Origin of the sequence: Actinoplanes cyaneus, assembly GCF_016862095.1 — a bacterium.
Lineage (GTDB): Bacteria > Actinomycetota > Actinomycetes > Mycobacteriales > Micromonosporaceae > Actinoplanes > Actinoplanes cyaneus.
Genome location: NZ_BOMH01000001.1, coordinates 156,990 through 178,438, shown reverse-complemented (window position 1 = coordinate 178,438; position 21,449 = coordinate 156,990). Strand labels below are relative to the sequence as shown.

General features: G+C 70.1%; 24 protein-coding genes. 18 read left to right on the top strand and 6 right to left on the bottom strand.

Annotation, left to right across the window (positions count from 1 at the left end):
• Positions 1–58 precede the first annotated feature (58 nt).
• The gene (locus tag Acy02nite_RS00750; protein WP_203737466.1) at positions 59–853 is read right to left on the bottom strand and encodes an SAM-dependent methyltransferase; all 795 of its coding nucleotides are present in this window, start codon (positions 851–853) and stop codon (positions 59–61) included.
• 125 nt (positions 854–978) lie between these two features.
• On the opposite strand from Acy02nite_RS00750, the gene Acy02nite_RS00745 reads away from it, so the two are divergent.
• From Acy02nite_RS00745 to Acy02nite_RS00725, 5 genes are all read left to right on the top strand, one after another.
• Positions 979–1,917 (top strand): serine hydrolase, encoded by a 939-nt coding sequence (locus tag Acy02nite_RS00745; protein ID WP_239174007.1) that lies wholly within the window; start codon positions 979–981, stop codon positions 1,915–1,917.
• 125 nt (positions 1,918–2,042) lie between these two features.
• A complete protein-coding gene (locus tag Acy02nite_RS00740; protein ID WP_203737465.1) occupies positions 2,043–3,584 on the top strand; it encodes a serine/threonine-protein kinase in 1,542 nt (513 codons plus the stop codon).
• Between the two features lie 73 nt (positions 3,585–3,657).
• Positions 3,658–3,987 (top strand): PadR family transcriptional regulator, encoded by a 330-nt coding sequence (locus Acy02nite_RS00735; protein WP_203737464.1) that lies wholly within the window; start codon positions 3,658–3,660, stop codon positions 3,985–3,987.
• Positions 3,984–4,961: an HAAS signaling domain-containing protein gene (locus Acy02nite_RS00730; protein ID WP_239174005.1), complete on the top strand. Its 978-nt coding sequence runs from the start codon at positions 3,984–3,986 to the stop codon at positions 4,959–4,961. The genes Acy02nite_RS00735 and Acy02nite_RS00730 overlap by 4 nt, the downstream gene beginning before the upstream one ends.
• Before the next feature lie 118 nt (positions 4,962–5,079).
• A complete protein-coding gene (locus Acy02nite_RS00725) occupies positions 5,080–5,730 on the top strand; it encodes an SGNH/GDSL hydrolase family protein (RefSeq protein ID WP_203737462.1) in 651 nt (216 codons plus the stop codon).
• Positions 5,731–5,972: 242 nt separating this feature from the next.
• Here the strand turns inward: Acy02nite_RS00725 and Acy02nite_RS00720 are convergent, their stop codons facing one another.
• Positions 5,973–6,542 (bottom strand): TetR/AcrR family transcriptional regulator, encoded by a 570-nt coding sequence (locus Acy02nite_RS00720; protein WP_203737461.1) that lies wholly within the window; start codon positions 6,540–6,542, stop codon positions 5,973–5,975.
• A gap of 77 nt (positions 6,543–6,619) precedes the next feature.
• Here Acy02nite_RS00720 and Acy02nite_RS00715 point away from each other — a divergent pair, with 77 nt between their 5' ends.
• Positions 6,620–7,237 (top strand): NAD(P)-dependent oxidoreductase, encoded by a 618-nt coding sequence (locus Acy02nite_RS00715; RefSeq protein ID WP_203737460.1) that lies wholly within the window; start codon positions 6,620–6,622, stop codon positions 7,235–7,237.
• Entirely contained in the window at positions 7,234–8,142 is a 909-nt protein-coding gene (locus Acy02nite_RS00710; protein ID WP_203737459.1) for an SDR family NAD(P)-dependent oxidoreductase, read from the top strand. The genes Acy02nite_RS00715 and Acy02nite_RS00710 overlap by 4 nt, the downstream gene beginning before the upstream one ends.
• Positions 8,143–8,492: 350 nt before the next feature.
• On the opposite strand, the gene Acy02nite_RS00705 is transcribed toward Acy02nite_RS00710, so the two are convergent.
• The gene (locus Acy02nite_RS00705; RefSeq protein ID WP_203737458.1) at positions 8,493–9,236 is read right to left on the bottom strand and encodes an MmyB family transcriptional regulator; all 744 of its coding nucleotides are present in this window, start codon (positions 9,234–9,236) and stop codon (positions 8,493–8,495) included.
• A gap of 57 nt (positions 9,237–9,293) precedes the next feature.
• Here Acy02nite_RS00705 and Acy02nite_RS00700 point away from each other — a divergent pair, with 57 nt between their 5' ends.
• From Acy02nite_RS00700 to Acy02nite_RS00680, 5 genes are all read left to right on the top strand, one after another.
• Positions 9,294–10,283 (top strand): LLM class flavin-dependent oxidoreductase, encoded by a 990-nt coding sequence (locus Acy02nite_RS00700; protein ID WP_203737457.1) that lies wholly within the window; start codon positions 9,294–9,296, stop codon positions 10,281–10,283.
• 117 nt (positions 10,284–10,400) lie between these two features.
• Positions 10,401–11,246: an SCO6745 family protein gene (locus Acy02nite_RS00695; protein WP_203737456.1), complete on the top strand. Its 846-nt coding sequence runs from the start codon at positions 10,401–10,403 to the stop codon at positions 11,244–11,246.
• 274 nt (positions 11,247–11,520) lie between these two features.
• Positions 11,521–11,757, top strand: a complete 237-nt coding sequence (locus Acy02nite_RS00690) for an aminotransferase class IV (protein WP_203737454.1) — start codon at positions 11,521–11,523, stop codon at positions 11,755–11,757.
• Complete coding sequence (locus Acy02nite_RS00685) at positions 11,723–12,142, top strand: aminotransferase class IV (protein ID WP_438820860.1); 420 nt, start codon at positions 11,723–11,725, stop codon at positions 12,140–12,142. The genes Acy02nite_RS00690 and Acy02nite_RS00685 overlap by 35 nt, the downstream gene beginning before the upstream one ends.
• Positions 12,143–12,517: 375 nt before the next feature.
• A complete protein-coding gene (locus tag Acy02nite_RS00680) occupies positions 12,518–12,673 on the top strand; it encodes a DUF2625 family protein (RefSeq protein ID WP_203737450.1) in 156 nt (51 codons plus the stop codon).
• A 326-nt stretch (positions 12,674–12,999) separates the two neighbouring features.
• Here Acy02nite_RS00680 and Acy02nite_RS00675 read toward each other — a convergent pair whose 3' ends face one another.
• Complete coding sequence (locus tag Acy02nite_RS00675; protein ID WP_203737448.1) at positions 13,000–13,620, bottom strand: TetR/AcrR family transcriptional regulator; 621 nt, start codon at positions 13,618–13,620, stop codon at positions 13,000–13,002.
• 65 nt (positions 13,621–13,685) lie between these two features.
• Here Acy02nite_RS00675 and Acy02nite_RS00670 point away from each other — a divergent pair, with 65 nt between their 5' ends.
• The 6 genes from Acy02nite_RS00670 to Acy02nite_RS00645 all read left to right on the top strand — a co-directional run bounded on the left by Acy02nite_RS00670 (position 13,686) and on the right by Acy02nite_RS00645 (position 18,748).
• Entirely contained in the window at positions 13,686–14,825 is a 1,140-nt protein-coding gene (locus Acy02nite_RS00670; protein WP_203737446.1) for an FAD-dependent monooxygenase, read from the top strand.
• 56 nt (positions 14,826–14,881) lie between these two features.
• Positions 14,882–15,358: an HAD domain-containing protein gene (locus Acy02nite_RS00665; protein WP_203737444.1), complete on the top strand. Its 477-nt coding sequence runs from the start codon at positions 14,882–14,884 to the stop codon at positions 15,356–15,358.
• Positions 15,359–15,447: 89 nt separating this feature from the next.
• Positions 15,448–15,783: a hypothetical protein gene (locus Acy02nite_RS00660; protein WP_203737442.1), complete on the top strand. Its 336-nt coding sequence runs from the start codon at positions 15,448–15,450 to the stop codon at positions 15,781–15,783.
• 73 nt (positions 15,784–15,856) lie between these two features.
• Positions 15,857–16,054, top strand: a complete 198-nt coding sequence (locus Acy02nite_RS00655; RefSeq protein WP_203737440.1) for a hypothetical protein — start codon at positions 15,857–15,859, stop codon at positions 16,052–16,054.
• 50 nt (positions 16,055–16,104) lie between these two features.
• The gene (gene chvE, locus Acy02nite_RS00650; protein WP_203737438.1) at positions 16,105–17,172 is read left to right on the top strand and encodes a multiple monosaccharide ABC transporter substrate-binding protein; all 1,068 of its coding nucleotides are present in this window, start codon (positions 16,105–16,107) and stop codon (positions 17,170–17,172) included.
• Between the two features lie 4 nt (positions 17,173–17,176).
• On the top strand, positions 17,177–18,748 hold the full coding sequence (locus tag Acy02nite_RS00645) for a methyl-accepting chemotaxis protein (protein WP_203737436.1): 1,572 nt from the start codon (positions 17,177–17,179) through the stop codon (positions 18,746–18,748).
• 517 nt (positions 18,749–19,265) lie between these two features.
• On the opposite strand, the gene Acy02nite_RS00640 is transcribed toward Acy02nite_RS00645, so the two are convergent.
• Both Acy02nite_RS00640 and Acy02nite_RS00635 read right to left on the bottom strand, forming a co-directional pair.
• A complete protein-coding gene (locus tag Acy02nite_RS00640; RefSeq protein ID WP_203737434.1) occupies positions 19,266–20,270 on the bottom strand; it encodes a sugar phosphate isomerase/epimerase family protein in 1,005 nt (334 codons plus the stop codon).
• Positions 20,267–21,442 carry a Gfo/Idh/MocA family protein gene (locus tag Acy02nite_RS00635; protein ID WP_203737432.1) on the bottom strand — a complete coding sequence of 392 codons (1,176 nt, stop codon included), beginning with the start codon at positions 21,440–21,442 and terminating at the stop codon, positions 20,267–20,269. The genes Acy02nite_RS00640 and Acy02nite_RS00635 overlap by 4 nt, the downstream gene beginning before the upstream one ends.
• Between the last annotated feature and the right edge of the window lie 7 nt (positions 21,443–21,449).

Sequence of the window (21,449 nt, the reverse complement as noted above, 5' to 3'; positions counted from 1 at the left end):
GCGACGCCGGTCCTGCAGTGTCCGGTGCGGCGGCGGCGCGTGGCGTGGTGGTGCCGGGTCAGGGCTTACGGGCCACGGCGCCGAACAGGGAGGCTTCGACGGGAGTGGGGTTCTCCTCGGCGGTGGGGTCGGGGCGCCACTCGCTGATGGCGGAGATGCCCGGGGTGATGAGCTCCAGGCCGGTGAAGAACTGCTCGAACTCGGCACGGGTCCGCGGGTGGACGTCGGAGCGGCCGGAACGGAGGGATTCGTCCCAGTTGGCCTTCAGTTCGGGGGTGAGGAAGTCCGTGGTGGCCATGGTCATCGTCAGATAGCTGCCGGAGGGGAGGGCATCCAGCAGGGTGTGCACGATGTCGACCGATCGGGGGTGATCGGGGAGGAAATGGGCGACCGCGACCAGGATCAGTGCTACCGGCCTGGACAGGTCCAGGGTCTCCAGCGAGTCGAGGATCTCGCCCGGGTTGCGGAGGTCCTTCTCCAGGTAACGGGTGTCGCCCTCGGGAGTGCTGGTCAGCAGCGCGCGGGCGTGGACCATGACCATCGGGTCGTTGTCGACGTAGACGATGCGGCTCTCCGGGGCGATCCGCTGCGCGACCTGGTGGGTGTTGTCGGCGGTGGGCAGGCCGGTGCCGATGTCCAGGAACTGGCGGATGCCCGCCTCGCCGGCCAGGAAACTGACGGCACGCCGCAGGAAGGCGCGATTGGCGCGCGCCGCTATGCGGGCGGCGGGGTAGGACTTGGCGAGCAGGTCGCCCGACTCCCGGTCGGCGGCGAAGTTGTCCTTGCCGCCCAGCCAGTAGTTGTAGCGCCGGGCCGGGTGCGGCACCCCGGTGTCGAGCTTGTCGATCGTCACGGGCGAGATCCTAATAGGAAGAGGAGCGCTCGGGAACGTTCGGTTGATGATCACGGAGAGTGGTCGTTCGAGTGCCTAGAGTGTGGCGATTTGTCGAGGGGCCCGGGACGCGGCAGTATGCACGGGTGCAGCGTTACCGAGTTGGAATCCTGGCTGGTGCGGCGGTCGTGGTGCTCGGCGGTGGTGGCCTGATCTATGCGGGCCTCAACGACGACGGGTCCGACGGCGCGAGCGCGCTGCCGAGTTCACTGACCGTGGGCGACAACACGACAGCGGGCGCAGCCGCGGCCGTGTCGCCGTCGCCGACCGGGCCGAGCCCCGAGGAGTTGGCGAAGGCCGAGCACGTCAAGCGGGAGAAGCAGCTCACGGCCGAGCTCAAGAAGCTCACCGCGTCGTCGCCCGAGTTCTCGGTCGCGGTCAAGGACCTCAAGACCGGCCAGACGTACGCCTATCGGGGTGACGAGAAGTACGACACGGCCAGCATCGTGAAGGCTCAGATCCTCGCCTGCATGCTGCTCAAGGACCAGGACGCCGGCCGTGATCCGAGCTCGGGCGAGATGACCCTGGCCAAGCCGATGATCCAGCTCAGTGACAACAACGCCACGACCTCGCTGTTCACGCGGATCGGCGGCAAGAGCGCGGTCGGCAAGTGCAACAAGCGGCTGGGCCTGAGCGACACCGTGGTCAACACGTCGTGGGGCCTGACCCGCACGACGGTCGACGACCAGATCACGCTGCTGAACGAGTTCGTGGACACGAAAGGCCCGCTGGACGCCGACTCGCGCAAGACCGCGTTCAAGCTGATGAACACCGTCGACGCCGCGCAGGACTGGGGCGTCCCGGCGATCGCGAAGAGCGGCGAGACGTTCACCGTGAAGAACGGCTGGGACACGCGCTCGGCGGACGGCGGACTGTGGGCGGTCAACACCATCGGTCGCGTGACCAAGGGCGACGACGTGGACGTGTCCGTGGCGGTCCTGTCGCACAACAACAAGTCCATGCAGAGCGGCATCAACCTGGTCGAGAAGGTCGCCAAGCTGACCCGGCAGTACTTGAAGTACTGACAGGCCCCGGCCCGGCGGGCGACGCCGTGGATTTCGGCCGCTCCGGGCGCGGTGGGACGCGCCCGGGATGATTCTCCGGGCGTGGTGGGGATGCGCGCCTGCGGCGATCGGGGCAGACTCGCCGGGTGGAGATCAGCGACAACGAATATGGGAAGGGCCTCATACTCGATGGGCGTTACCGGCTGACCGAACCGCTGGGCGCCGGCGGCATGGGCGTCGTCTGGCGGGCGCACGACCACGTGCTCGACCGCTCGGTGGCCGTGAAGCTGGTGGCGCCCGAGCACGCCGGTGACCGGCACTCCCGGGAGCGGATCCGGCACGAGGCGCGGGCCGCGGCGGCGCTCGCGCATCCGAACGTCGCCCAGGTGTACGACTACGGCGAGACCGACCAGCACGGGCGCCTCCTGCCGTACGTGGTGATGGAGCTCGTCCCCGGCGGAACGCTGCACCGGCGCATGTCGGCCGGACCGGTCGCCCCGGCGTTCGCGATGCGGGTGTGCGCCGAGATCGCCGCGGCCCTCTCCGCCGCCCACGCGGAGGGGCTGGTGCACCGCGACATCAAGCCGGGAAACGTGATGCTGGCTCCGAGCGGCGCGAAGGTGGTCGATTTCGGCATCGCCGCGGCCGTCGACCCGGCCGGCGCCGAGGAGCCGGACGACGAGCTGCTCGGGACGCCCGCCTATCTTGCCCCGGAACGACTCGTCGGCTCCCCGGTGGTGCCGGCCTCCGACGTGTACGCGCTCGGAGTCGTACTGTATGTGCTGCTCAGCGGCCATTCGCCGTGGACCGCGGAGAACACCCGGCAGATGCTGACCGCGCACGTCTACGTCGAGCCGGCGACGCTGCCGCCCCTGCCCGGCGTGCCGGCGCACGTGGTGGAGCTGTGCAACCGCTGCCTGGCGAAGGACCCGGCGGCCCGGCCCGGCGCGCAACAGGTCGCCGCGGAGCTGGGGGAGGCGGCCGGGCTGCGCGTGGTGACGGACGAGCCGCCGGCGCCTCCTGCCGCCGTGCCGGAAGCGACGACGGCCGTGTTGCGGGTCGTGAGTGAGGAGCCGGGACCCGCGGCGGACCGGCCCGCGGTGGCCCAGCCCGCTTCGCGGCGCACGCCGCTGCTGGTGGTGGCTGGAGCGCTCGGGCTGGCAGTCGTCGCCGGCGGCCTGGTGTGGCTGCGGCTGGGCGACCCCGGTGATCTCTCCGTGGTAGCGGCCGAGTCATTGCCGCCTGTGGCCCGCCCTCCGGCCGGTGTCTCGCCCGGGGGGAGTCGTTCCCCGGAGCCGAAGGGGAGCGCGCGAACCGGCCGTTCCCCGGTGTCGGAGCCGGGTGTGCCCGTGCCGGTCGGCACGACGACACCGGCTGTCACGGTGGGCACCTCGCCGCCACAGGCCGCGCCACGAACGCCGACCACGACGCCGGCGACCCCGACGACGCCACCGGCCACCGCCGCGGTCACCCGCACGCTGTCGTCGGGCGGGGGCACGGTCACCGCGACCTGCCCGTCGGACGCCACGGCGGAGCTGCTGTCGTGGACGCCCGCCAGGACGTACAAAGTCGATGAGGTTGATCCTGGTCCCGGCCCCGCGCCGGCGGTGTCGTTCAAGCACGGCTCATCCGTGATCACCATGACGGTTGCCTGCTCGGACGGGGTGCCGACGGCGTCGACGAGTTAGCGGCACCGAGCCGCCGGCGACGGCGGTATCCCCGCATTGACGGTACTTCGGATTGCACAGTACTGTGCTGTGCGTGGATACCACGCAGCTCCTCAAAGGAGTGCTGGACCTCGCCGTCCTCGCGGCACTGCGCGACGAGGACGGTTACGGCTACGACATCCTGCGCCGGCTGCGCGCCGCCGGCCTGCAGGACGTCGGCGACGCCTCGGTCTACGGCACCCTGCGCCGCCTCTTCACCGGCGGCTTCCTGAACACCTATGTGGTCCCCAGCGACGAGGGTCCGCACCGGAAGTACTACGCGCTCAACGCCGCCGGCCGGGCCGAACTGGACCGCAACGGCAAGACCTGGCGTGAGTTCGCCTCGACCATGAACGACCTGCTCGGTGACCGGGGGATCGTGTGAACGACATCGCAGAGGACGAGATCGCCGGGTATGTCGCCCAGGTGCGCGAGGCGCTCGGCGGCGTGCCCGAAAGCACCCGCGAGGAACTCCTGGAAGACCTGCCCGAGCACCTGGCCGAGGTGCTCGCCGAGGGGAACGGGACCCTGGTCGAGAGGTTGGGAGCGCCCTCGGCGTACGCCGCGGAGCTGCTCGCCGCCGCGGGCCTGCACCTTCCCAGCCGTCGCGACCACGTCAGCGACCTGCGGGAACGTCTGCTCCGCCGGCTGCGGGCGGCCGATCTGCGGGTCGGGCCGGTGCTCGGCTATCCGCGGGCCAGCGAGTTCCTGGTCCTGCTCCGGCCCGCCTGGTGGGTGCTGCGCGGCTATCTGTTCGCGATGGTTGTCGCGCACCTGCTCGACGGTTCCGACCGGGTCGGGCTGCTGCCGCGGGTCGACGGCAGCCTGCTCTTCGCCGTGATCCTGCTCGGGGGGAGCGTCGTGGGCTCGATCTGGCTCGGCAGGCGGGGCACGCCGACGGGACTCTGGCCGCGGTACACGTACTACGCCGCGACCGCCGTGCTGATCCTGTTCGCGCTGATCGGCTTCGGCGCCGCGGACCTCGACACGCGATCGCCCGCCTACGTCGACGCGACGTACAGCGGCAGCTCCGGTTACGAGAACGTGCGCGACGTCTTCGTCTACGACAGCCAGGGGCGCCTCGTCGAGGACGCGCAACTCTACGACCAGAGTGGCAACCCGATCCAACTCGGCAGTCAGTACTGCGGGGACACCGAATCCGGCGAGACGTGGACCAGCTGGCACCGGGGATATCCGCGCTGCCCCGAGAAGAATCCGTTCCGGTCACCGGCCCCGTCCGGCGACCCGCTCCCCAGCCAGTCCCCGTCCCCGGCGCCGTCGCTCTCCGGCCCGGCTCCGGCGCCGTCGGCCTCCGTCTCCGGTCCCGCTCCGGCGCCATCGCCCTCACCCGGCCGCTGAAAAACCTCCCACCGGTTTCCCGTACGGCGGGTCGCCAGGGGTCTACCGCATCGAAAGCCCCTGGCGGCAGCCGCTCCGGCCCGGAATCAGATCAGGGCCGGGCGCTGTTGCACATCACGTGGTTATCAACTTCGCCGTTCTGGGCGACTCGATCGCGTACGGTCAGGGCGCCTCCCGCCCGGCCGACACCGTCACCGCCCGGCTCTCCGTCGACCTGACCGCGGCCGAGCTGCCCCACCGCGCCCGGGTGTTCGCCGTGCCGGGCGCCCGCAGCGCCGACCTGGCCGCGCAGGTCGCCACTGCCCTGCCCTGGTCACCCGACCTCGCGCTGATCATCATCGGCGCCAACGACCTGACCCGTTTCGTGCCCCCGGCGGACGCCGCCGATCAGCTGGGCGCCGCGGTCCGGGCCCTTCGCGCCGCCGGGGCCGAGGTGATCGTCGCGCCCGCGCCCGACCTGTCGGTGGTGCCCTGGGTGCCGGTCGAGATGCGCGGCGCGGTCCGGGCCGCCAGCGCGCTGCTGCACGACGCGCAGTCGCGGGCCGCGGTGGCCGAGGGCGCGCACGTGGCCGACATCGGGATGAGCTCCGCCGCCGGCTTCGCACGCGACCGCAGCCTGTTCAGCGCCGACCGGTTCCATCCGTCGAGCGCGGGTTACGCGGTGATCGCCGGCGCCCTGACCGCCACAGTGCGCGACGTTGCCCGGAACCTGGCCGGCGCGCCGCCGGCAACCTTGACGACGCACCGGCGCACGTCCGGAGCAAGATGATCGGTGTTGTCCCGGAACGCGTTGCGGACCCAGCCGAGGGAGAGCCCGGACGGTCCCGAATGGCGCCGGACCGTTTCGGGCCTCCGCGCGGTGTCGGACCCCGCCACAGCAAGAAGTGATCTTTGCTCTTTGAAGTGCGCGTCGGCCTCATCTGCCGACGACAGGATGCGGCTGCTCGTTCCAGAACCGGCAGGAACGGCAAATGGCGGTTATCGCCCCGTGGCGGCTGGTGTCGGACGGGCTCAAGGCGTGGTCCAGGTCCCGATCGCGGCTATCAGCGTTTCGATGAGTGTCGAGCCGGCGGGACCGTGTTCGATCGTGCTGCGGTAGTAGATCGGGCCGACGAGGAAGGCCGCGGCGTCGCGAACGGGCAGGGTGAGAGTGACTTCCCCTCGGTCGTGGGCCGTGTCGAGAGCGCTGGCAAGGCGGTCGGCCAGGATCGTGGCGAACTGTGCGCGCCGGGCGTCCATCTGATGGTCCCAGAGCGCGGTGCTGGCCAGGGTGGTGGCCACGGCGCGTACGTCGGCCAGCTCGAGCTGCTGGGCGAGCGTGGTCAGCTCACGCGTCAGCCACTGTCGGGTCGGGACGGTCGGGTTGTCGAGCAACGGCATCGGCACGGTCGCCATAGCCTCGGCGAGCAGCTCGTCGGGGCGTGGCCAGTGCCGGTAGACGGTCGCCCGGCCCACCCCGGCCCGTTCCGCCACCTGGGCATGTGTCACCGCGACCGGGCCTTTTTCCAGCAGCAGCTCACGCGCGGCGGACAGGATGGCCTGACGGCTGCGCTGGAAACGCGGATCCGGATCGGTGTTCACCGCCTCATTCTATGAGACACCTTGACTCATAGCGCGCCGCCGCGCACACTTGAGTTATGAGATAGAATGTTTCACAGATGAGGATCGCCGTGATCGGAGCATCCGGAGCAACCGGGCGGCACGTGGTGGCCACAGCTCTCGATCGCGGACACGTCGTGACGGCTTGTGTCCGCCGGAACGCGACGTTCGCCGAGCAGGAACGGCTGATCGAGGCGATCTGGCCGGACGCCCACGACACGCCCGCGCTGACCGACGCCTTGAGCGGCGCCGACGTCGTGATCAGCACTCTCGGTGGCAGCGGCAGCGGGCCGACGACGGTGTGCACCGACGGCATCCGTACGACACTGGCCGCGATGGCCGCGACCGGCGTGACCCGCTTGATCGCCGTCAGCGCCCACGGGGTGCTGGAGACCCACGACCGGTCGCTCTACTCCCTCGCGGCCTGGGCCGGCGTGCCCGACCGGATGCGCGACAAGGAGACGATGGAACCGCTGATCACCGCGTCCGGTCTCGATTGGACGATCGTGCGGCCCTCGAAGCTGTCCCACCGCCCGGCCACCGGGCACAGCCGGGTCGGTACCGATCTACCGATCCGCGCATGGAGTTCCATCGGCCGCGCCGACCTCGCCGCCTTCCTGATCGACGAAGCGGTGACCCCACACTACGTACGGGCTTGTCCCCGGATCACCCGATGACCGCCGCGATCCCCGACCTGAGGCACCACACCGCCGTCGTGACCGGAGCAACCGGCGGTATGGGACAGATCATCGCCGCCACACTCATCAACGCGGGCGTCCACGTCGTCACCGTGGCCCGCGACTCCGCCCGCGCCGACACCCTGCGGGCTCGGATCGGCGTGGACAACGAGCACCGGCTCGACGTCATCGCCGGTGACCTGTCCCGGCGCGAGGACCTTCTCACCGCGGCGCGAATCATCGAGGACCGCTACGAGCAGATCCACATCCTCGTCAACAACGCCGGCGCGCACTTCCCCGACCACCGGATGTCGTCCGACGGCGTCGAAATGCACGTCGCCCTCGACTACCTCGCCGCCTACGGCCTCATGACCCACCTGGACGCCTCTCTCCGGCGCGGCCGGGCACGCATCGTGAACGTCGCCAGCGACACCCTCAACGACACCCGCCGGATCAAGCTCGCCGGAAAACCCCGCCCACCGAGTCTGGACCTCACCCATATCAACGACCTGGCCGACCTCAACCCCCGAACCGGATTCGTACCCTTCGAGGCGTACACGCGGGCGAAACTCATGACGGTCACCGCCGGTTACGCCCTTACCCGCTCGTTCGCCCCCGACGGCGTCACCGTCAACGCCGTACACCCCGGCATCGTCGCCACCGGCATCGTCGACGACCTGATACCGCGCTCACTGCGCCCGTTCGGCACCCTCATCCGCCGCGCCATGCTCACCCCCGCTGACGGCGCGGCAACCGCGCTGCGTATCGCCACCGACCCCCGACTCGCCGGGGTCACCGGCCGCTACTTCAACCAAGGCTCGGTAGCGGTCACACCGCCGATCTCCCATGACGCGGCCGTCCAGCGGAAACTGCTCACCCTCAGCGAGGCCCACTTCGCCCGATGACCACCCGCCACCCAGGCGAATCCACCCGTCGGAATCTCCTCGCGGCCATGCCCCCGTGCCGCCTTGGAGTGCGGTCACGGCATCCGGATCTGCGGCTGTGCGGCGCGCCGGGTCGCCGGACTCGAACCGGCTCAGCCCAGACCGCTCGGATGCTGGCCGGCCAGCACACTTTTCCATTGGCTTTCACCCGACGCGCGTGAGGAAAAGACCAGCCGCGCGGCACTGGACGTTCAGCAGCGCCCTCTTCTGCCGCTGTCCGCGCTCGGGCTGGCCCGCTGTCAACCCGGTTGTCATCCCGACGCGGACAGGGGTCCTGCTGTGCCGAGACGAGAGCTTTCAGGTATAGATAATCAGTCTGCGATATCGGCTGCGCGTAACGCGTCAGCTGTGGAGGCGTCGGTCGGCAGGAAAGCTTCAAGTTTCAGCTCGGTGAGCGTGATGTCCGTCGCTGTAGCGAATGTCGTCACGGTTGTCATCAAACGCAACTCGCCATAGGTCGACTCCAGTTGCAGCGGTACTGCGAACCCGAGCTGTCCGGACGGCGGTTCGAGCTCGGGTACGTATTCTGACAACTCGTCGCGAAGCTCTTCCGCATGCCCGAGCCGAGCGAGGATGTGACGTCCCCATTCGGCGAGGTTGCGGATGCGCGGTGCGATCCCGTTCGGGTGCAGAGCCAAGCGATATACATTGCGACCGGGGCCGATCAAATCAGCCGAGGCCCCCTCGGCGATCAGGCCGAACGCCCGGTTCGCCGCGATCATGGCACCGGTACGGTCGACGATCAGGGCAGGATAAGGCTGGTGTCCGTCGAGGATGTGGCCGAGCGCGTCGCGTACCGGAGCCAAAGCGGCATCGTCGAGCGACGTTTCCGGGTATGCGGGCGCGTACCCGGCGGCCAGCAGCAACTCATTGCGCTCACGCAGCGGAAGGTTCAGCGTCTCGGCCAGGCGCAACACCATGCCGCGTCCCGGAATTGATCGGCCTGATTCGATGAAACTCAGGTGTCGCTGGGTCGTACCGGCCTGCGAGGCCATCTCGAGCTGGCTGATACGCCGCTCGATACGCCGTTCACGCAGCGCCCGAGGGAAGTCCATGGTCCGTTTGTAGCCGCAATCGGGCCTGGCAGGCCATACCCTCCAGGGAATTGCCGGATGGCTACGCAGACAGTGAGCATCATCGGCGTGGACATCGGCGTACTTCTTCCAACCGGCAAAGCTCAGTGGGGCCCCGCCGACGACCCTCGTGACCTGGTCACCTTCGGCCGCGAGGCCGAAAGGCTCGGCTTTTCCTCGCTGTTTGTCAACGACTCCCTGATCAGCCCGCGCATCGAGGCCTTGACGATGCTCGCCGCGCTCGCCTCGAGCACAGCCACCGTGACTCTGGGCACGGGTGCGTTACTTCCGTTCCTGCGCCGACCGCTGCAAGCGGCTCAATCGCTGGCGTCGATAGACCTTCTTGCCGGCGGCCGGTTGGCCGTGGCGGTCGGCGCCGGCTTTCCCGGCCGCTTCGGGCGGCCGTTCTACACACTGTCCGAGGTTCCGTGGTCCCGGCGCTTCGCCCGGTTGGATGAGACCGTAGCGCTGTGGCGCAGAGTGTGGGGCGGCGCCATGAGCTTCCAGGGCGAGTTCTATCACTTCGACAACCTTCCACCCGCGACACGGCCCTTCCGTGAAGGCGGGCCGCCCATCTGGCTCGGTGGTGCCACACCCGCCGCAATGGTCCGCACCGGTCGTCTGTACGACGGATGGCTGCCCTACCCGCCCGACCCTGCCGACTACGCCTCCGGTCTGCTCCGGATACACAAGGCCGCGGCGGACACCGGCCGCGCGACCGACGCGATCACGCCTGCGCTGTTCGTGACCGTACTGATCGACGAAGATGAAGACGGCGGCCGCAGAGCAATGGAAAGGTACGCCACCGCTACCTACGGCATGTCGCTCAACGAACTCGAGAAGATCCAAGCCGTCGTAGCCGGCTCGTTCGATCGAGTGCGCGCGACCATCAATCGTTATATCGACGCTGGCGCCCGCCACATTGTCATCCGCCTCGGAGCGCTCGACCTACGCTCCCAGCACCAGCAGTTGGAACGAGTCGCCGCCCTCGTTCCGGGGTGGGGACACCACGAAGAAACGGCATCGTAAATATCCGCCGGCGAGAACAAGGACGACCCGGACAGCTGACACTCGGCGCCGGCCTCGTCGCCACGAAGCCGCGATTGGCTGTTCACCGACGGCGGAGTGTGCGCTTGGATCGGCGGCATGACTATCGCGAGCGCGGCTCGAAATCTGTGGCAGCTGTACGAGCCGGTGCATGCGGTCACGTACTTCGCACCCCAGGCGCGGATCGCCTTCGAGAACGCCGGGCTGCGCGGATACTGGCGTGGATACTTCGCCGGGCGCGCAGCCCCGCTGGGCGCGGTGACGGCGGCGCCGGTCGCCGCGTTGTTCTTCTCTTTCGCGCCGGCCATGGTGGCCCGTGCCGTGCCGGATGTGTGGCAACGGGCGACGCCGGAACAGGCACTGGCGGCCCGCCTCACCGGCGCGGTCGCGGCGTTGCGAGCGATCATGCCGGACGAGCCCGCGCGGTGGGTGGAGGCCGCGGACTTGCTGGAGGCTGCCGCCGGGGCGGCCGGGACGGAGGGCCGGGCACTGGGCGCCGCCAACGCCGTGCTGCCGCGTCCCAGCGATGCGCTCGCCCGGCTTTGGCAGGCGGCCACGGTGTTGCGGGAGCACCGGGGCGATGGGCACATCGCCGCACTGGTCAACGCCGAGCTGACCGGCTGTCAGGCGCTCGTCCTGCGGCACGGCGTGCACGGCGGCCGCGACCAGCTGCAGCCCAACCGGGGCTGGAGTGACGGCGAGTGGGATGCTGCGGTCGGGGAGCTGGCCGCCCGTGGGCTGGTGGACGGGTCGGGCCGGGCCACCGGCGAGGGGCTGGCGGTGCACCGAGACGTGGAGAACCGGACCGATCGGCTCGCCGCTCAGCCCTGGGCGGCGTTGAGCGTCGCCGAGCAGGAACGGCTGGCGGGCGTACTGGCGCCGTTGGCCACGGCCGCCAACGCGGTCGTCCCGTACCCCAACCCGATGGGCCTGCCTCGGCGCTGAGCCGGTTCCAGCAGCTGACCGAGGGTGCTCCGGAGAGATCTACCCAGAACCGGTCGGACAGCTCTCGGTAAGACGGCCAACACCAGGCCGCGCGGCCCTGATGAGTCGGCCAGCACTCGCTGTAATCGCCGCCAACGGCGCAGCGACGCGGCCTCCAGGCCGGGGCATGCTGGCACCGTGGGAGCCCCATCGTTCGGCATCCGCTGCTGCCGCTGTAAGCGCGATGGGCGGCAGGGGAAGCGGTGGACATCCGTGAGGATGACACCATGGTTCAGTGACACTCGTGGAGATCAACGGTGAGCCGGCGAGCGTCGAAGCAGTCTATCGGGCGGCCACGTGGAACTACGGCCACTACACCTCTATGCAGGTGCGCGGCAGGGCTGTGGCTGGCCTGTCGCTTCACCTGAGTCGTCTGGACGAAGGCTCGGCGATGCTGTTTCCCAACGCCACCCCGCCGTCGCACGAGCAGATCAGGAATCTTCATCGACCATGCGCTGAACACCGAGGTTGATGCTTCCGTCCGGGTGACGGTTCTTCCCAGCCCCACCGACAAGACCCGCACCGATGTGATGATGGCCGTCTCTGATCCGGTCCGGGACACTGGAAGGCCGCCGTTGCGAGTGCGGACCGTTCAGTACGAGCGGGACCTTCCTCGTCTCAAACACATGGCGACGCTGGGACTGACGTTCCATTGCCTGGAGGCGCGCAACGCCGGCTTCGACGACGTGCTTTTCGCGGGGCGGGACGGATCACTGAGCGAAGGGTCGGCATGGAACATCGCTTTCTGGGACGGCACCCAGATCGTCTGGCCTGACGGTCCCCACCTTGCCGGGATCACCATGAAGCTCCTTCGGGATGGTCTTCGGGAGCTTGGCGTTCCGGACACGAGCCGGTGAATGACGCGCGAGTCGTTGAAGGAGATGACAGCTGCTGCCGCGACCTACTCCCATTGCCCGGCACAGCCGATCGCCGCAGTGGACGAGCTGGTCTTTCCAAGCGATCCGGAACTCGTAGCCGCCCTTCAACGGGCCTGGCAGCGAGCCCGCTGGGAGCCGATCCGTGTGGCACCGTAGCGAAGCCAGAAGGCGGATGCTGCCCCGCTTCCGGGACGCCCCCATTTGTCATACGTCGCGCGTCACAGGGTAGGGCCGCCTTCGGTGCGGCGAGCGTCCATAGCCGCGAGGGCAGGCACGGCGAGTACGCCGTGCTCCGCTGTCGGCCGAGTGTGGACGGCTGTGACAGCTCGTGTGGATCAATCAGCGTGTTCAGAAGTGTCAGATGCCGTGGCCGCCGCGCAACAGGGATACGCCGAGTGCCTGAACGCGATATTGCGCGGCTCGCTGGACCGGTTCTACGAAACGCTGCGGTGGCCCGGATGGCAAAGCGACGTTCGAACTCTCGGCCTCGACGAGGGTTTCAGCGTGTGACCGCCCCCGTTCACCAAGGAGGGCATCGACCTGTCCGCCGTCTCCCGTAGGGCCATCCCCATGGCTCAGCTGGTCTCGTTCTACCACGATGCGGCCCGACAACTCGGCGGACCTTCCCGGTAGGCGACAAGCCGCACCGATCGGCTCTGAACACATTCGGCCAGGCCGCGATGCCGTTACCGGGATTGGGTGCACTCACCTGCCGCAGGGGACGCGCGTTCGGTCTCGCCGCTATCGCCGCACCGGCTCGCACCGTAGTGGCCTTCGGGGACGCCGCGAGGTGGTCCGTGGTGACACCAGGCAGTAGTGGAGGCTAGAACGACAAGCTAACGGGAACCTGTGGCGGTGAAGGCGCGCAGGAGGGTCTCGACCGCCGTGGCCAGGTCGTCGCGGCTCGCCGCCGTGCCGGGCTGCGGCGCGGTGCGCGAGCCGGCGCCGGCCAGGCGGTCGAAGAGCAGCCCGTCGATGCAGGCGACGAGGTGGCTCCCGGCCTGCTCCGGGTTCTCGACGCCGGCGCTGGCCAGCATGGCGGTCGCCTGGAGGCGGAAGACGTCACCGTAGGCGAGGATCGTGCGCAGCTCCGGATGGTGGGTCGCTTCGAGCAGGCAGAGGAAGCGGGCGAGGGTACGGGTCCGCCCCGCACTGAGCCAGCGGTCGAGCACCGCGGCGATGCCGGCGGCCACGGCGCCCGGGTCGCCGAGGTCGACAGCCGGTGCGCCCGCTTCGGCGGGGAGCCGGTCCGTCTCCAGGTCGGCCCGGTCCAGCTCGGCCAGGCGGCGTACGACCGCCTCGATGAGGGCCTTGCGGGTGCGGAAGTACGCCGAGGTGGTGCCGAGGGCCAGCTCGGCCCGGGCGTCGACCGCCCGGTGGGTCAGGCCGCGCATGCCGTGCTCGGCCAGCACGTCGATCGCCGCGTCGGTCAGTACGGCGAACCGGTCGGTGGCCACGGTGGCGGCCCCCCTTTCTACAGCTGTAGTATCGATTTCTACACCTGTAGAAGCGGAGGCGGGCCATGACGCGCACGGCAGTGGTGGTAGGTGCCGGGATCGGTGGCCTCGGCGCGGCCGTCGGGCTGCGACAGGCCGGCTGGGAGGTGACGGTGCTCGACCGGGTCGAGGTCTTCCGGCCCGTCGGAGCGGGCCTGGTGCTCCAGGCCAACGGCATGCGCTGCCTCGACGTGCTGGGCCTGGGCGACGCGGTCCGGGCGCACGGCGTTCCCGACCTGCCCGGCGGGACCCGCCTGCCCGACGGCCGGTGGCTGGCTCGCATCCCCGCCGACGAGCTGAGCCGCGCGCTGGGCACCTCCGCCATCGGGGTGCACCGTGCCGAGCTGCACCGCATCCTGCTCGACGCCCTGCCCGCCGGCACGGTGCGCACCGGCGCACGGGTCACCGCCGTCACCGAGGAGGGCGAGGTCACGTACGAGAGCCCGGCCGGCCCGGTCCGGACGCGGGCCGACCTCGTCGTCGCGGCCGACGGCATCCACAGCGCGATCCGCCGGTCACTGTGGCCGCGGGCCGCCTCGCCGAGGCCGATCGGGGTGCGTGCCTGGCGCGGCGTGACACCCGCCTGGGACGGTGACCTGGTCGTCGCGATCACCTGGGGGCGGGGCGCCGAGTTCGGCGTCGTGCCCCTCGTCGACGGCCGGGTCTACTGGTTCGCCGCGATCAACACCGCGGCGCTGGGGGCCACCGGCCAGGACACCGCGGTTCCCGAGCGGTTCCTGCGATGGCACGATCCGATCCCGGCGCTGATCGCCGCCACCGGCACGGTGCTCTGCGACGACCTCGCCTGCCTCGACGAGCCCCTGCCCACGTACGTCCGGGGGCGCGTGGTGCTGCTCGGCGACGCCGCGCACGCGATGACCCCCAACCTCGGACAGGGTGCCAACCAGGCTCTGGAGGACGCCGTGGTGCTGGCCGGCGTCGCCGATCGCCCCGACGGCCTGGTGACCTACGACGCGCTGCGCCGGCCGCGCAGCCAGCAGGTCGCGAGAGCGTCCCGGCTGGTCGGCCGCTTCGGCCAGCAACTGGACAACCCCCTGGCCGTCACCGTGCGCAACACGCTGATGCGCGTCATCCCGCCGCGGCTGGCCCTGCGCTCCATGGCCCGGTACGCCGATTGGCGTCCACCCGCACCGGCCCGCCGGTGACGGCCGGGGCGCCGCTGTCGTTGGCCCTTGCCCGAGTCTGACGGTACGGTGCGGCGGTGACAGGCCGCCCGCTGATCTTCCTGGACGTCGACGGCACGGTGATCCCGCTCCGGGCCCGCGTCGTGCCGGGCGTGCCGCGGGAACCGGCCGGCGGCAATCCACTGCTCGAACGCATCGACCCGGCCGACGGGCCACGCCTGCTCGGGCTCGCCGGGGAGCTGATCTGGGCGACCACCTGGATGGACGAGGCCAACGAGGTCGTCTCGCCCCGGCTGGGACTGCCCGCCCTGCCGGTGGTGGACTGGCCGGACGAGAACCCGGTGCCGGGGCTGCACTGGAAGACGGGCTTCCTGGTGGCGTACGCGGCGGGGCGCCCGTTCGTCTGGCTGGACGACGAGGTGACCGATGTCGATCAGCGGTGGATCACGGCGCACCACCCCGGCCGCGCCCTGTTGCGCCGGGTGCACCCGTTCACCGGGCTCGCCGACGCCGACTTCGCCGCGGTCCGCGCCTGGCTGCTGATCAACGGCTGATCGGCCCGGTGCCCGGCGGCGCCACCCGCCGCGACGGGAGAAAGCCGGAACCGCGTAACCTCCGGAGGTCGTCACCAGTAATAACGGGTGTGTCAGGCCATATTCTCCGCAACGTCGACTTCCCGTTCCCCGACGCCCGTTTCCCCGACCTGCTCGGCGCCGTCGTGCAGCGCACGGTGCTGACCGGCGAGGAGCCGGCCCGCGTCGTCATCCACGACGAGCACAACGACTGGCTGGTCGGCGACGGCGTCAACGATCCGAACCTGCCCGGCGCCACAGTGCTGGCCTGCATCAGCCACCTCGCCGAGGAGGATCCGGCCGTCGCCGAGCTGGCCACCCTGCCGACCGGTCACGCCGCCACGCGCGACGACCCCGCCAAACCGTGGACCGTCACGCCGCACGAGTGGCCGGACGACGACCACTGACCTCAACCGTCCCGAGACGGACCGGCACTGGATCGGCAATCATCGGCGGGGCCGGGTTGCCGACCGTGCTGTCGTGGAAATCGCTGCATACACCTCCGCCTGGTATGTCCGCCATCCGGACGGCTCGCTGAGCGCGGTGCCCGCCCTCGCCGCGCGGCCGGCGCCCGGGTCCGCCGCGACGGCCGTGCCCGCATCGCTGAACGAGCGCACCGGGCACGGCCGCACCCTCGAGGTCCCCGGCGACAAGGTTGTGGCCGAAGGTCCCGAATAGTCCTCACTCATCCCGCCCGAGGGCCGATCATGGGGAAGAGGGGGTGCGCCATGCGCTGGATCATCGCCGCGTCGATGGTGCTCGCCACGGCCGCCGGCTGCAGCGGCAGTGGGGACGAGACGACAGTCGAGCAGCCGGATCGAGGCACCATCGGCATCGCGATGCCGACCACCAAGTCGGCCCGGTGGGTCGGTGACGGCAAGAGCATCGCGCAGCAGTTCGAGCTGCTCGGCTACAAGACCGATCTGCAGTACGCCGAGGACGACGTCGACAAGCAGATCAGCCAGATCAAAGCCATGATCGCCGGCGGGGAGAAGGCGCTGGTCGTCGGCGCGATCGACGGGACCGCGCTCAAGGACGTGCTGGCCAGCGCGGCCACCGCCAAGGTGCCGGTGATCTCCTACGACCGGCTGATCCGCGACACCCCGAACATCACGTACTACGCCACCTTCGACAACTTCAAGGTCGGCGTCCTGCAGGCGGGCGCGATCGTCAAGGCGCTGAAGCTGAGCAGCACCGGTGGAACCGACAACATCGAACTGTTCGCGGGCTCCGCCGACGACAACAACGCCACGTTCTTCTTCAACGGCGCCATGAGCATTCTGACGCCGTACCTCAAATCAGGTCGTTTGAAGGTCGTCTCGGGAGAAACTGCCTTCAAGACGGTCGCCACCCAGCGCTGGGACGGCGCGGTCGCCAAGAAACGCATGCAACGCCTGCTGGCCGGCCCGCTGCGCGGGACGAAGGTCGATGCCATCCTTTCCCCGTATGACGGATTGAGCCGCGCGATCATCGAAGCGCTCCAGGAGAACGGTTACAAGAAACTGCCCGTGGTCACCGGGCAGGACGCCGAGCTGGAGTCCGCGAAACTGATCGCCTCGGGCATTCAGACCGAAACCGTCTACAAGGACACCCGCGAGCTGGCGAAGGTGGCCGTGCAGATGACGAACTCGTTGCTGCTCGGCGGGGTGCCCGAGGTCAACGACGAGAAGCAGTACGACAACGGCGTCAAGGTGGTCCCGACGTTCCTGCTGCAGCCGGTGAACGTGGATCGCACCAACTACGAGCGGGTGCTGGTCGACGGCGGGTACTACACCGCCGACCAGCTGGCGGGATGACCTGATGATCCAGCGCTTTCTCGACCTGTCGGTCCGCACCAAGCTGACCGTCCTGGTCGCCGCGAGTCTCGTCGCCCTGGCCGTCTGCGTCGGCGTGACCCTGGTCAGCGACAGGACCGCCGGCAACACCGCGCGTGACCTGGAGAATCTGAACACGGCCAGCGCCCGGGTCCTGCAGCTGGACCGTGAGGCCAGCGAGATGCGCGCCAACGGCATCCAGGCCATCGTCCGCAGCGACCCGGCCAAGCAGGCCGACCTGCTCAAGGACCGGGTCGCCTCGGCCGAGCAACTGCTCACCGAGCTGGAGGCGATCGATCTGCCCAGCGGCCTGGCGGCGTCGGTGGACCGGATCAAGGCGGTGACCAACGACTACACGGCCACGCTCACCCGGTTCGTCGCCTCGGCCGCTGCGGACCAGGCCGGCGCCCGGCTCGCCTGGGAGCAGGTCGGCGTCGACAACTACCTGATGAGCGCGGTGCTCGCCAACGAGCGGGCGCTGTTCCTGGACACCGTCGCCCGGGCGAACAAGAACGCCGAGAAGAGCCGGGCCACCGCCGAACGCCTCCTGTGGCTCGCCGTCGCGGTCGCCGCGATCGCCGTGATCGTGCTCGCCAACCTGATCGTCCGCTCGATCACCGGGCCGCTGCAGCGGGTCCGGACCGCGCTGCAGGCGATGGCCGGCGGTGACCTGACCGTCGCCGCCGACGTCCGCGGGCAGGACGAGGTCGGCCAGATGGCCCGGGCACTCGACGAGGCGCAGGCCAACACCCGCCGGGTCGTCTCGTCGGTGGCCGGCTCCGCGCAGGCGGTCGCCGCCGCGGCCGAGCAGCTCACCGCCACCGCCAGCACCATGTCGCTCTCCGCCGAGCAGGCCTCCACCCAGGCGCAGACCGCCTCGGCCGCCGCGGCGGGCGTCAACGACAACGTCTCGAACGTCGCCCAGGGCACCGAGCAGATGGGCGTCTCGATCCGCGACATCGCCCACAACGCCACCGAGGCCGCCCGCGTCGCCGAACAGGCCGTGTCGGTCGCCGACGCGACCACCGCCCAGGTCGGCAAGCTCGGCGAGTCCTCCGCCGAGATCGCCGAGGTGATCAAGGTGATCACCAGCATCGCCGAGCAGACGAACCTGCTCGCCCTGAACGCCACCATCGAGGCGGCCCGGGCCGGCGAGCTCGGCAAGGGTTTCGCGGTCGTCGCCGGCGAGGTCAAGGAACTCGCCCAGGAGACGGCCCGCGCCACCGACGACATCTCCCGCCGCGTCCAGGCCATCCAGGCCGACACCGCGGGCGCGGTCACCGCCATCGGCGAGATCACCTCGGTCATCGCCAGCATCAACGAGTTCCAGGCGACGATCGCGGCAGCGGTCGCCGAGCAGACCGCCACCACCGAGCAGATGAGTCACAACGTGGCCCTGGCCGCCTCCGGCGCCGGTGACATCGCCGCCAACATCAACGGCCTGGCGACGGCGACGCAGGTGAGCACGGAGGGCATCGCGCAGTCGCAGCAGGCGGTGACCGAGCTCAGCACGATGGCCAACAACCTGCAGTCCATGGTCAGCCACTTCCGCTACTGACCGAGACCCCCACGGGTTCACCGCGCCCGCCCGACGCCCGCCCGACAAACGCCCTGAGCCCGCCTGACGTCCGACGCCCGGCGTCCGGCGCCTGGCGTCCGGCGCCTGGCGCCCGACGCCCGGCGCCCATCGCATGTCCGATGCCCGGCGCACGCCCACGTCCGAGACCCGGCGCACGCCCGGTGCACGGCACCACTCGATACGGGACGCCAACCTGCTGTGGGCCCGGGCAGCGGCGCGGCTCGCGGTCCCGGCTGGTTCTCATGGGCGTTATCCGGGACGGATAAAGCCCATGAGAACCAGCCGGGACCTGCCGCCGCGGCCGGAGCCGTGCCCGAGAGCCAACCTCGCGGACTGTGTGTCAGCGTCCGTTGAAAGCAGATGCTCTCAGCGGACGCTGACAGCAGTTGTCCCGGCGGGCGCCGGGAGGCGTTGTCCCGGCGGGCGCCGGGAAGTGTTGTGTCAGCGGGCGCCGGGAGGCGTTGTGTCGGCGGGCGTCGGGGTGTGGGGAGCTGTGTCAGCGGGTGCTGAAGGCGGCGTCGAACGCCGCGGCCGGCGGATCGAAGAGGTGGCCGCGGACGAACTCCAGGGCTGAGGGCGCGCCGACGAGACGGTCCATGCCGGCGTCCTCCCACTCGACCGAGATCGGGCCGGAGTAGCCGATCGAGTTCAGCGCCCGGAAACAGCGCTCCCACGGGACGTCGCCGTGACCGGTGGAGACGAAGTCCCAGCCGCGGCGCAGGTCCGACCAGGGCAGGTGCGAGCCCAGGCGGCCGTTGCGCCCGTTGCCGACGGCGAGCTTCACGTCCTTGCAGTCGACGTGGTAGATGCGGTCGGCGAACTCCAGGATGAAATCGGCGGGGTCCAGGTCCTGCCAGACGAAATGGGACGGGTCCCAGTTCAGCCCGAACGCGGGCCGATTGCCGATGGCCTCCAGGGCTCGGCGGGTTGTCCAGTAGTCGTACGCGATCTCCGAAGGATGCACCTCGTGCGCGAAGCGGACGCCGACCTCGTCGAAGACGTCCAGGATCGGGTTCCAGCGGTCGGCGAAGTCCTGGTAGCCGGCGTCGACCATGGCGGCGGTGACCGGCGGGAACATCGCGACGTACTTCCAGATGGACGAGCCGGTGAAACCGACGACGGTGTCGACGCCGAGCCGGGCCGCGGTCCGCGCGGTGTCCATCATCGCGGCGGCCGCGCGCTGCCGGACACCCTCGGGGGAGCCGTCACCCCACACCGCGGGCGACAGGATGTCCTGGTGGCGCTGGTCGATCGGGTCGTCGCAGACCGCCTGCCCGGTCAGGTGGTTGGAGATCGCGTAGACCTTCAGGCCGTACTTCTCCAGGATCGACCGCCGACCATCGATGTACGAGGGGTCGGTGGCGCCGAGCGCGACGTCGAGGTGATCACCCCAGCAGGCGATCTCCAGGCCGTCGTAACCCCAGCCGGAGGCGAGCCGGCACACCTCCTCGAACGGCAGGTCGGCCCACTGACCGGTGAAGAGCGTGATCGGGCGGGTCATGATTCCTCCTCTACGCGGGTCCACGCGGACGTCTCGGCGGACCGGGCCACGGCGTCCAGGACCAACTGGACCTGCAGCGCGTCGGCGAACGACGGGGTGGGATCCGCACCCTCGGCGATCGCCCGGACCAGGTCGTGCGCCTGGTGGGTGAACGTGTGCTCGTAACCGATCAGGTGCCCCGGGGGCCACCACGCCGACATGTACGGATGGGTCGGCTCGGTCACCAGGATCCGGGTGAAACCCTGCTGCTCGGCGGGCGCTTCGAGGGAGTAGAACTGCAGCTCGTTCATCCGCTCGAAGTCGAAGACCAGCGTCCCCAGCGAGCCGTTGATCTCCACGTGCAGGCCGTTCTTGCGCCCGGTGGCGAAGCGGGTCGCCTCGTACGTGCCGACCACCCCGTCCCCGAGCCGGGCCAGGAACAGCACCGCGTCGTCGACGGTGACCGCGCCGAACGCCGACGAGTCACCGGCTGCGGACAGGCCCGCCGACGACGAGGGCAGCGGCCGGGACTTGACGAACGTCTCGGTCAGCGCGCACACCTCGGTGAGGTGCCGGCCCGTGACGAACTGGGTCAAGTCGACGATGTGCGCGCCGATGTCACCCAGCGCCCCGGAACCGGCCACCTCCTTACGCAGGCGCCAGACCAGGGGAAACTCCGGATCCACGATCCAGTCCTGCAGGTAGGACGCCCGGACGTGCCGGATCGTGCCGATCTTCCCGTCCGCGATCATCTGCCGCATCAGCGCGACGGCGGGAACGCGGCGGTAGTTGAAGCCGCACATCGCCCGTACGCCCGAAGCCTGCGCGGCGGAAGCGGCCGCGACCATCGAGCGGGCCTCGGCCACCGAATTGGCCAGGGGCTTCTCGCAGAGCACGTGCTTGCCCGCGGCGAGCGCCGCGATCGCGATCTCGGCGTGCACGTCGCCCGGCGCGCAGATGTCGATCAGGTCGACGTCGTCGCGTTTGAGCAGCGTGCGCCAGTCGTCGGTGTGCTCCGCCCAGCCGAGCCGGCCGGCCGCGGCGGCGACCGCCGTCGCGGACCGGCCGCTGAGCACCTGCATCCGGACCGGCGCCGGCAGGTCGTAGACGTGGTTGACAGTGCGCCACGCCTGCGAGTGCGCGGCCCCCATGAACGCGTAGCCGACCATCGCGACCCGCAGCGGTTCCGACATCAGTGCT

What these genes read in the sequence shown, in the direction of transcription:
- Acy02nite_RS00715 (WP_203737460.1), top strand. Translation starts at nt 6,620, where the DNA reads ATGAGGATCGCCGTGATCGGAGCATCCGGAGCAACCGGGCGGCACGTG.
- Acy02nite_RS00710 (WP_203737459.1), top strand. Translation starts at nt 7,234, where the DNA reads ATGACCGCCGCGATCCCCGACCTGAGGCACCACACCGCCGTCGTGACC.
- Acy02nite_RS00705 (WP_203737458.1), bottom strand. Translation starts at nt 9,236, where the DNA reads ATGGACTTCCCTCGGGCGCTGCGTGAACGGCGTATCGAGCGGCGTATC.
- Acy02nite_RS00700 (WP_203737457.1), top strand. Translation starts at nt 9,294, where the DNA reads ATGGCTACGCAGACAGTGAGCATCATCGGCGTGGACATCGGCGTACTT.
- Acy02nite_RS00695 (WP_203737456.1), top strand. Translation starts at nt 10,401, where the DNA reads ATGACTATCGCGAGCGCGGCTCGAAATCTGTGGCAGCTGTACGAGCCG.
- Acy02nite_RS00670 (WP_203737446.1), top strand. Translation starts at nt 13,686, where the DNA reads ATGACGCGCACGGCAGTGGTGGTAGGTGCCGGGATCGGTGGCCTCGGC.
- chvE (WP_203737438.1), top strand. Translation starts at nt 16,105, where the DNA reads ATGCGCTGGATCATCGCCGCGTCGATGGTGCTCGCCACGGCCGCCGGC.
- Acy02nite_RS00645 (WP_203737436.1), top strand. Translation starts at nt 17,177, where the DNA reads ATGATCCAGCGCTTTCTCGACCTGTCGGTCCGCACCAAGCTGACCGTC.
- Acy02nite_RS00640 (WP_203737434.1), bottom strand. Translation starts at nt 20,270, where the DNA reads ATGACCCGCCCGATCACGCTCTTCACCGGTCAGTGGGCCGACCTGCCG.
- Acy02nite_RS00635 (WP_203737432.1), bottom strand. Translation starts at nt 21,442, where the DNA reads ATGTCGGAACCGCTGCGGGTCGCGATGGTCGGCTACGCGTTCATGGGG.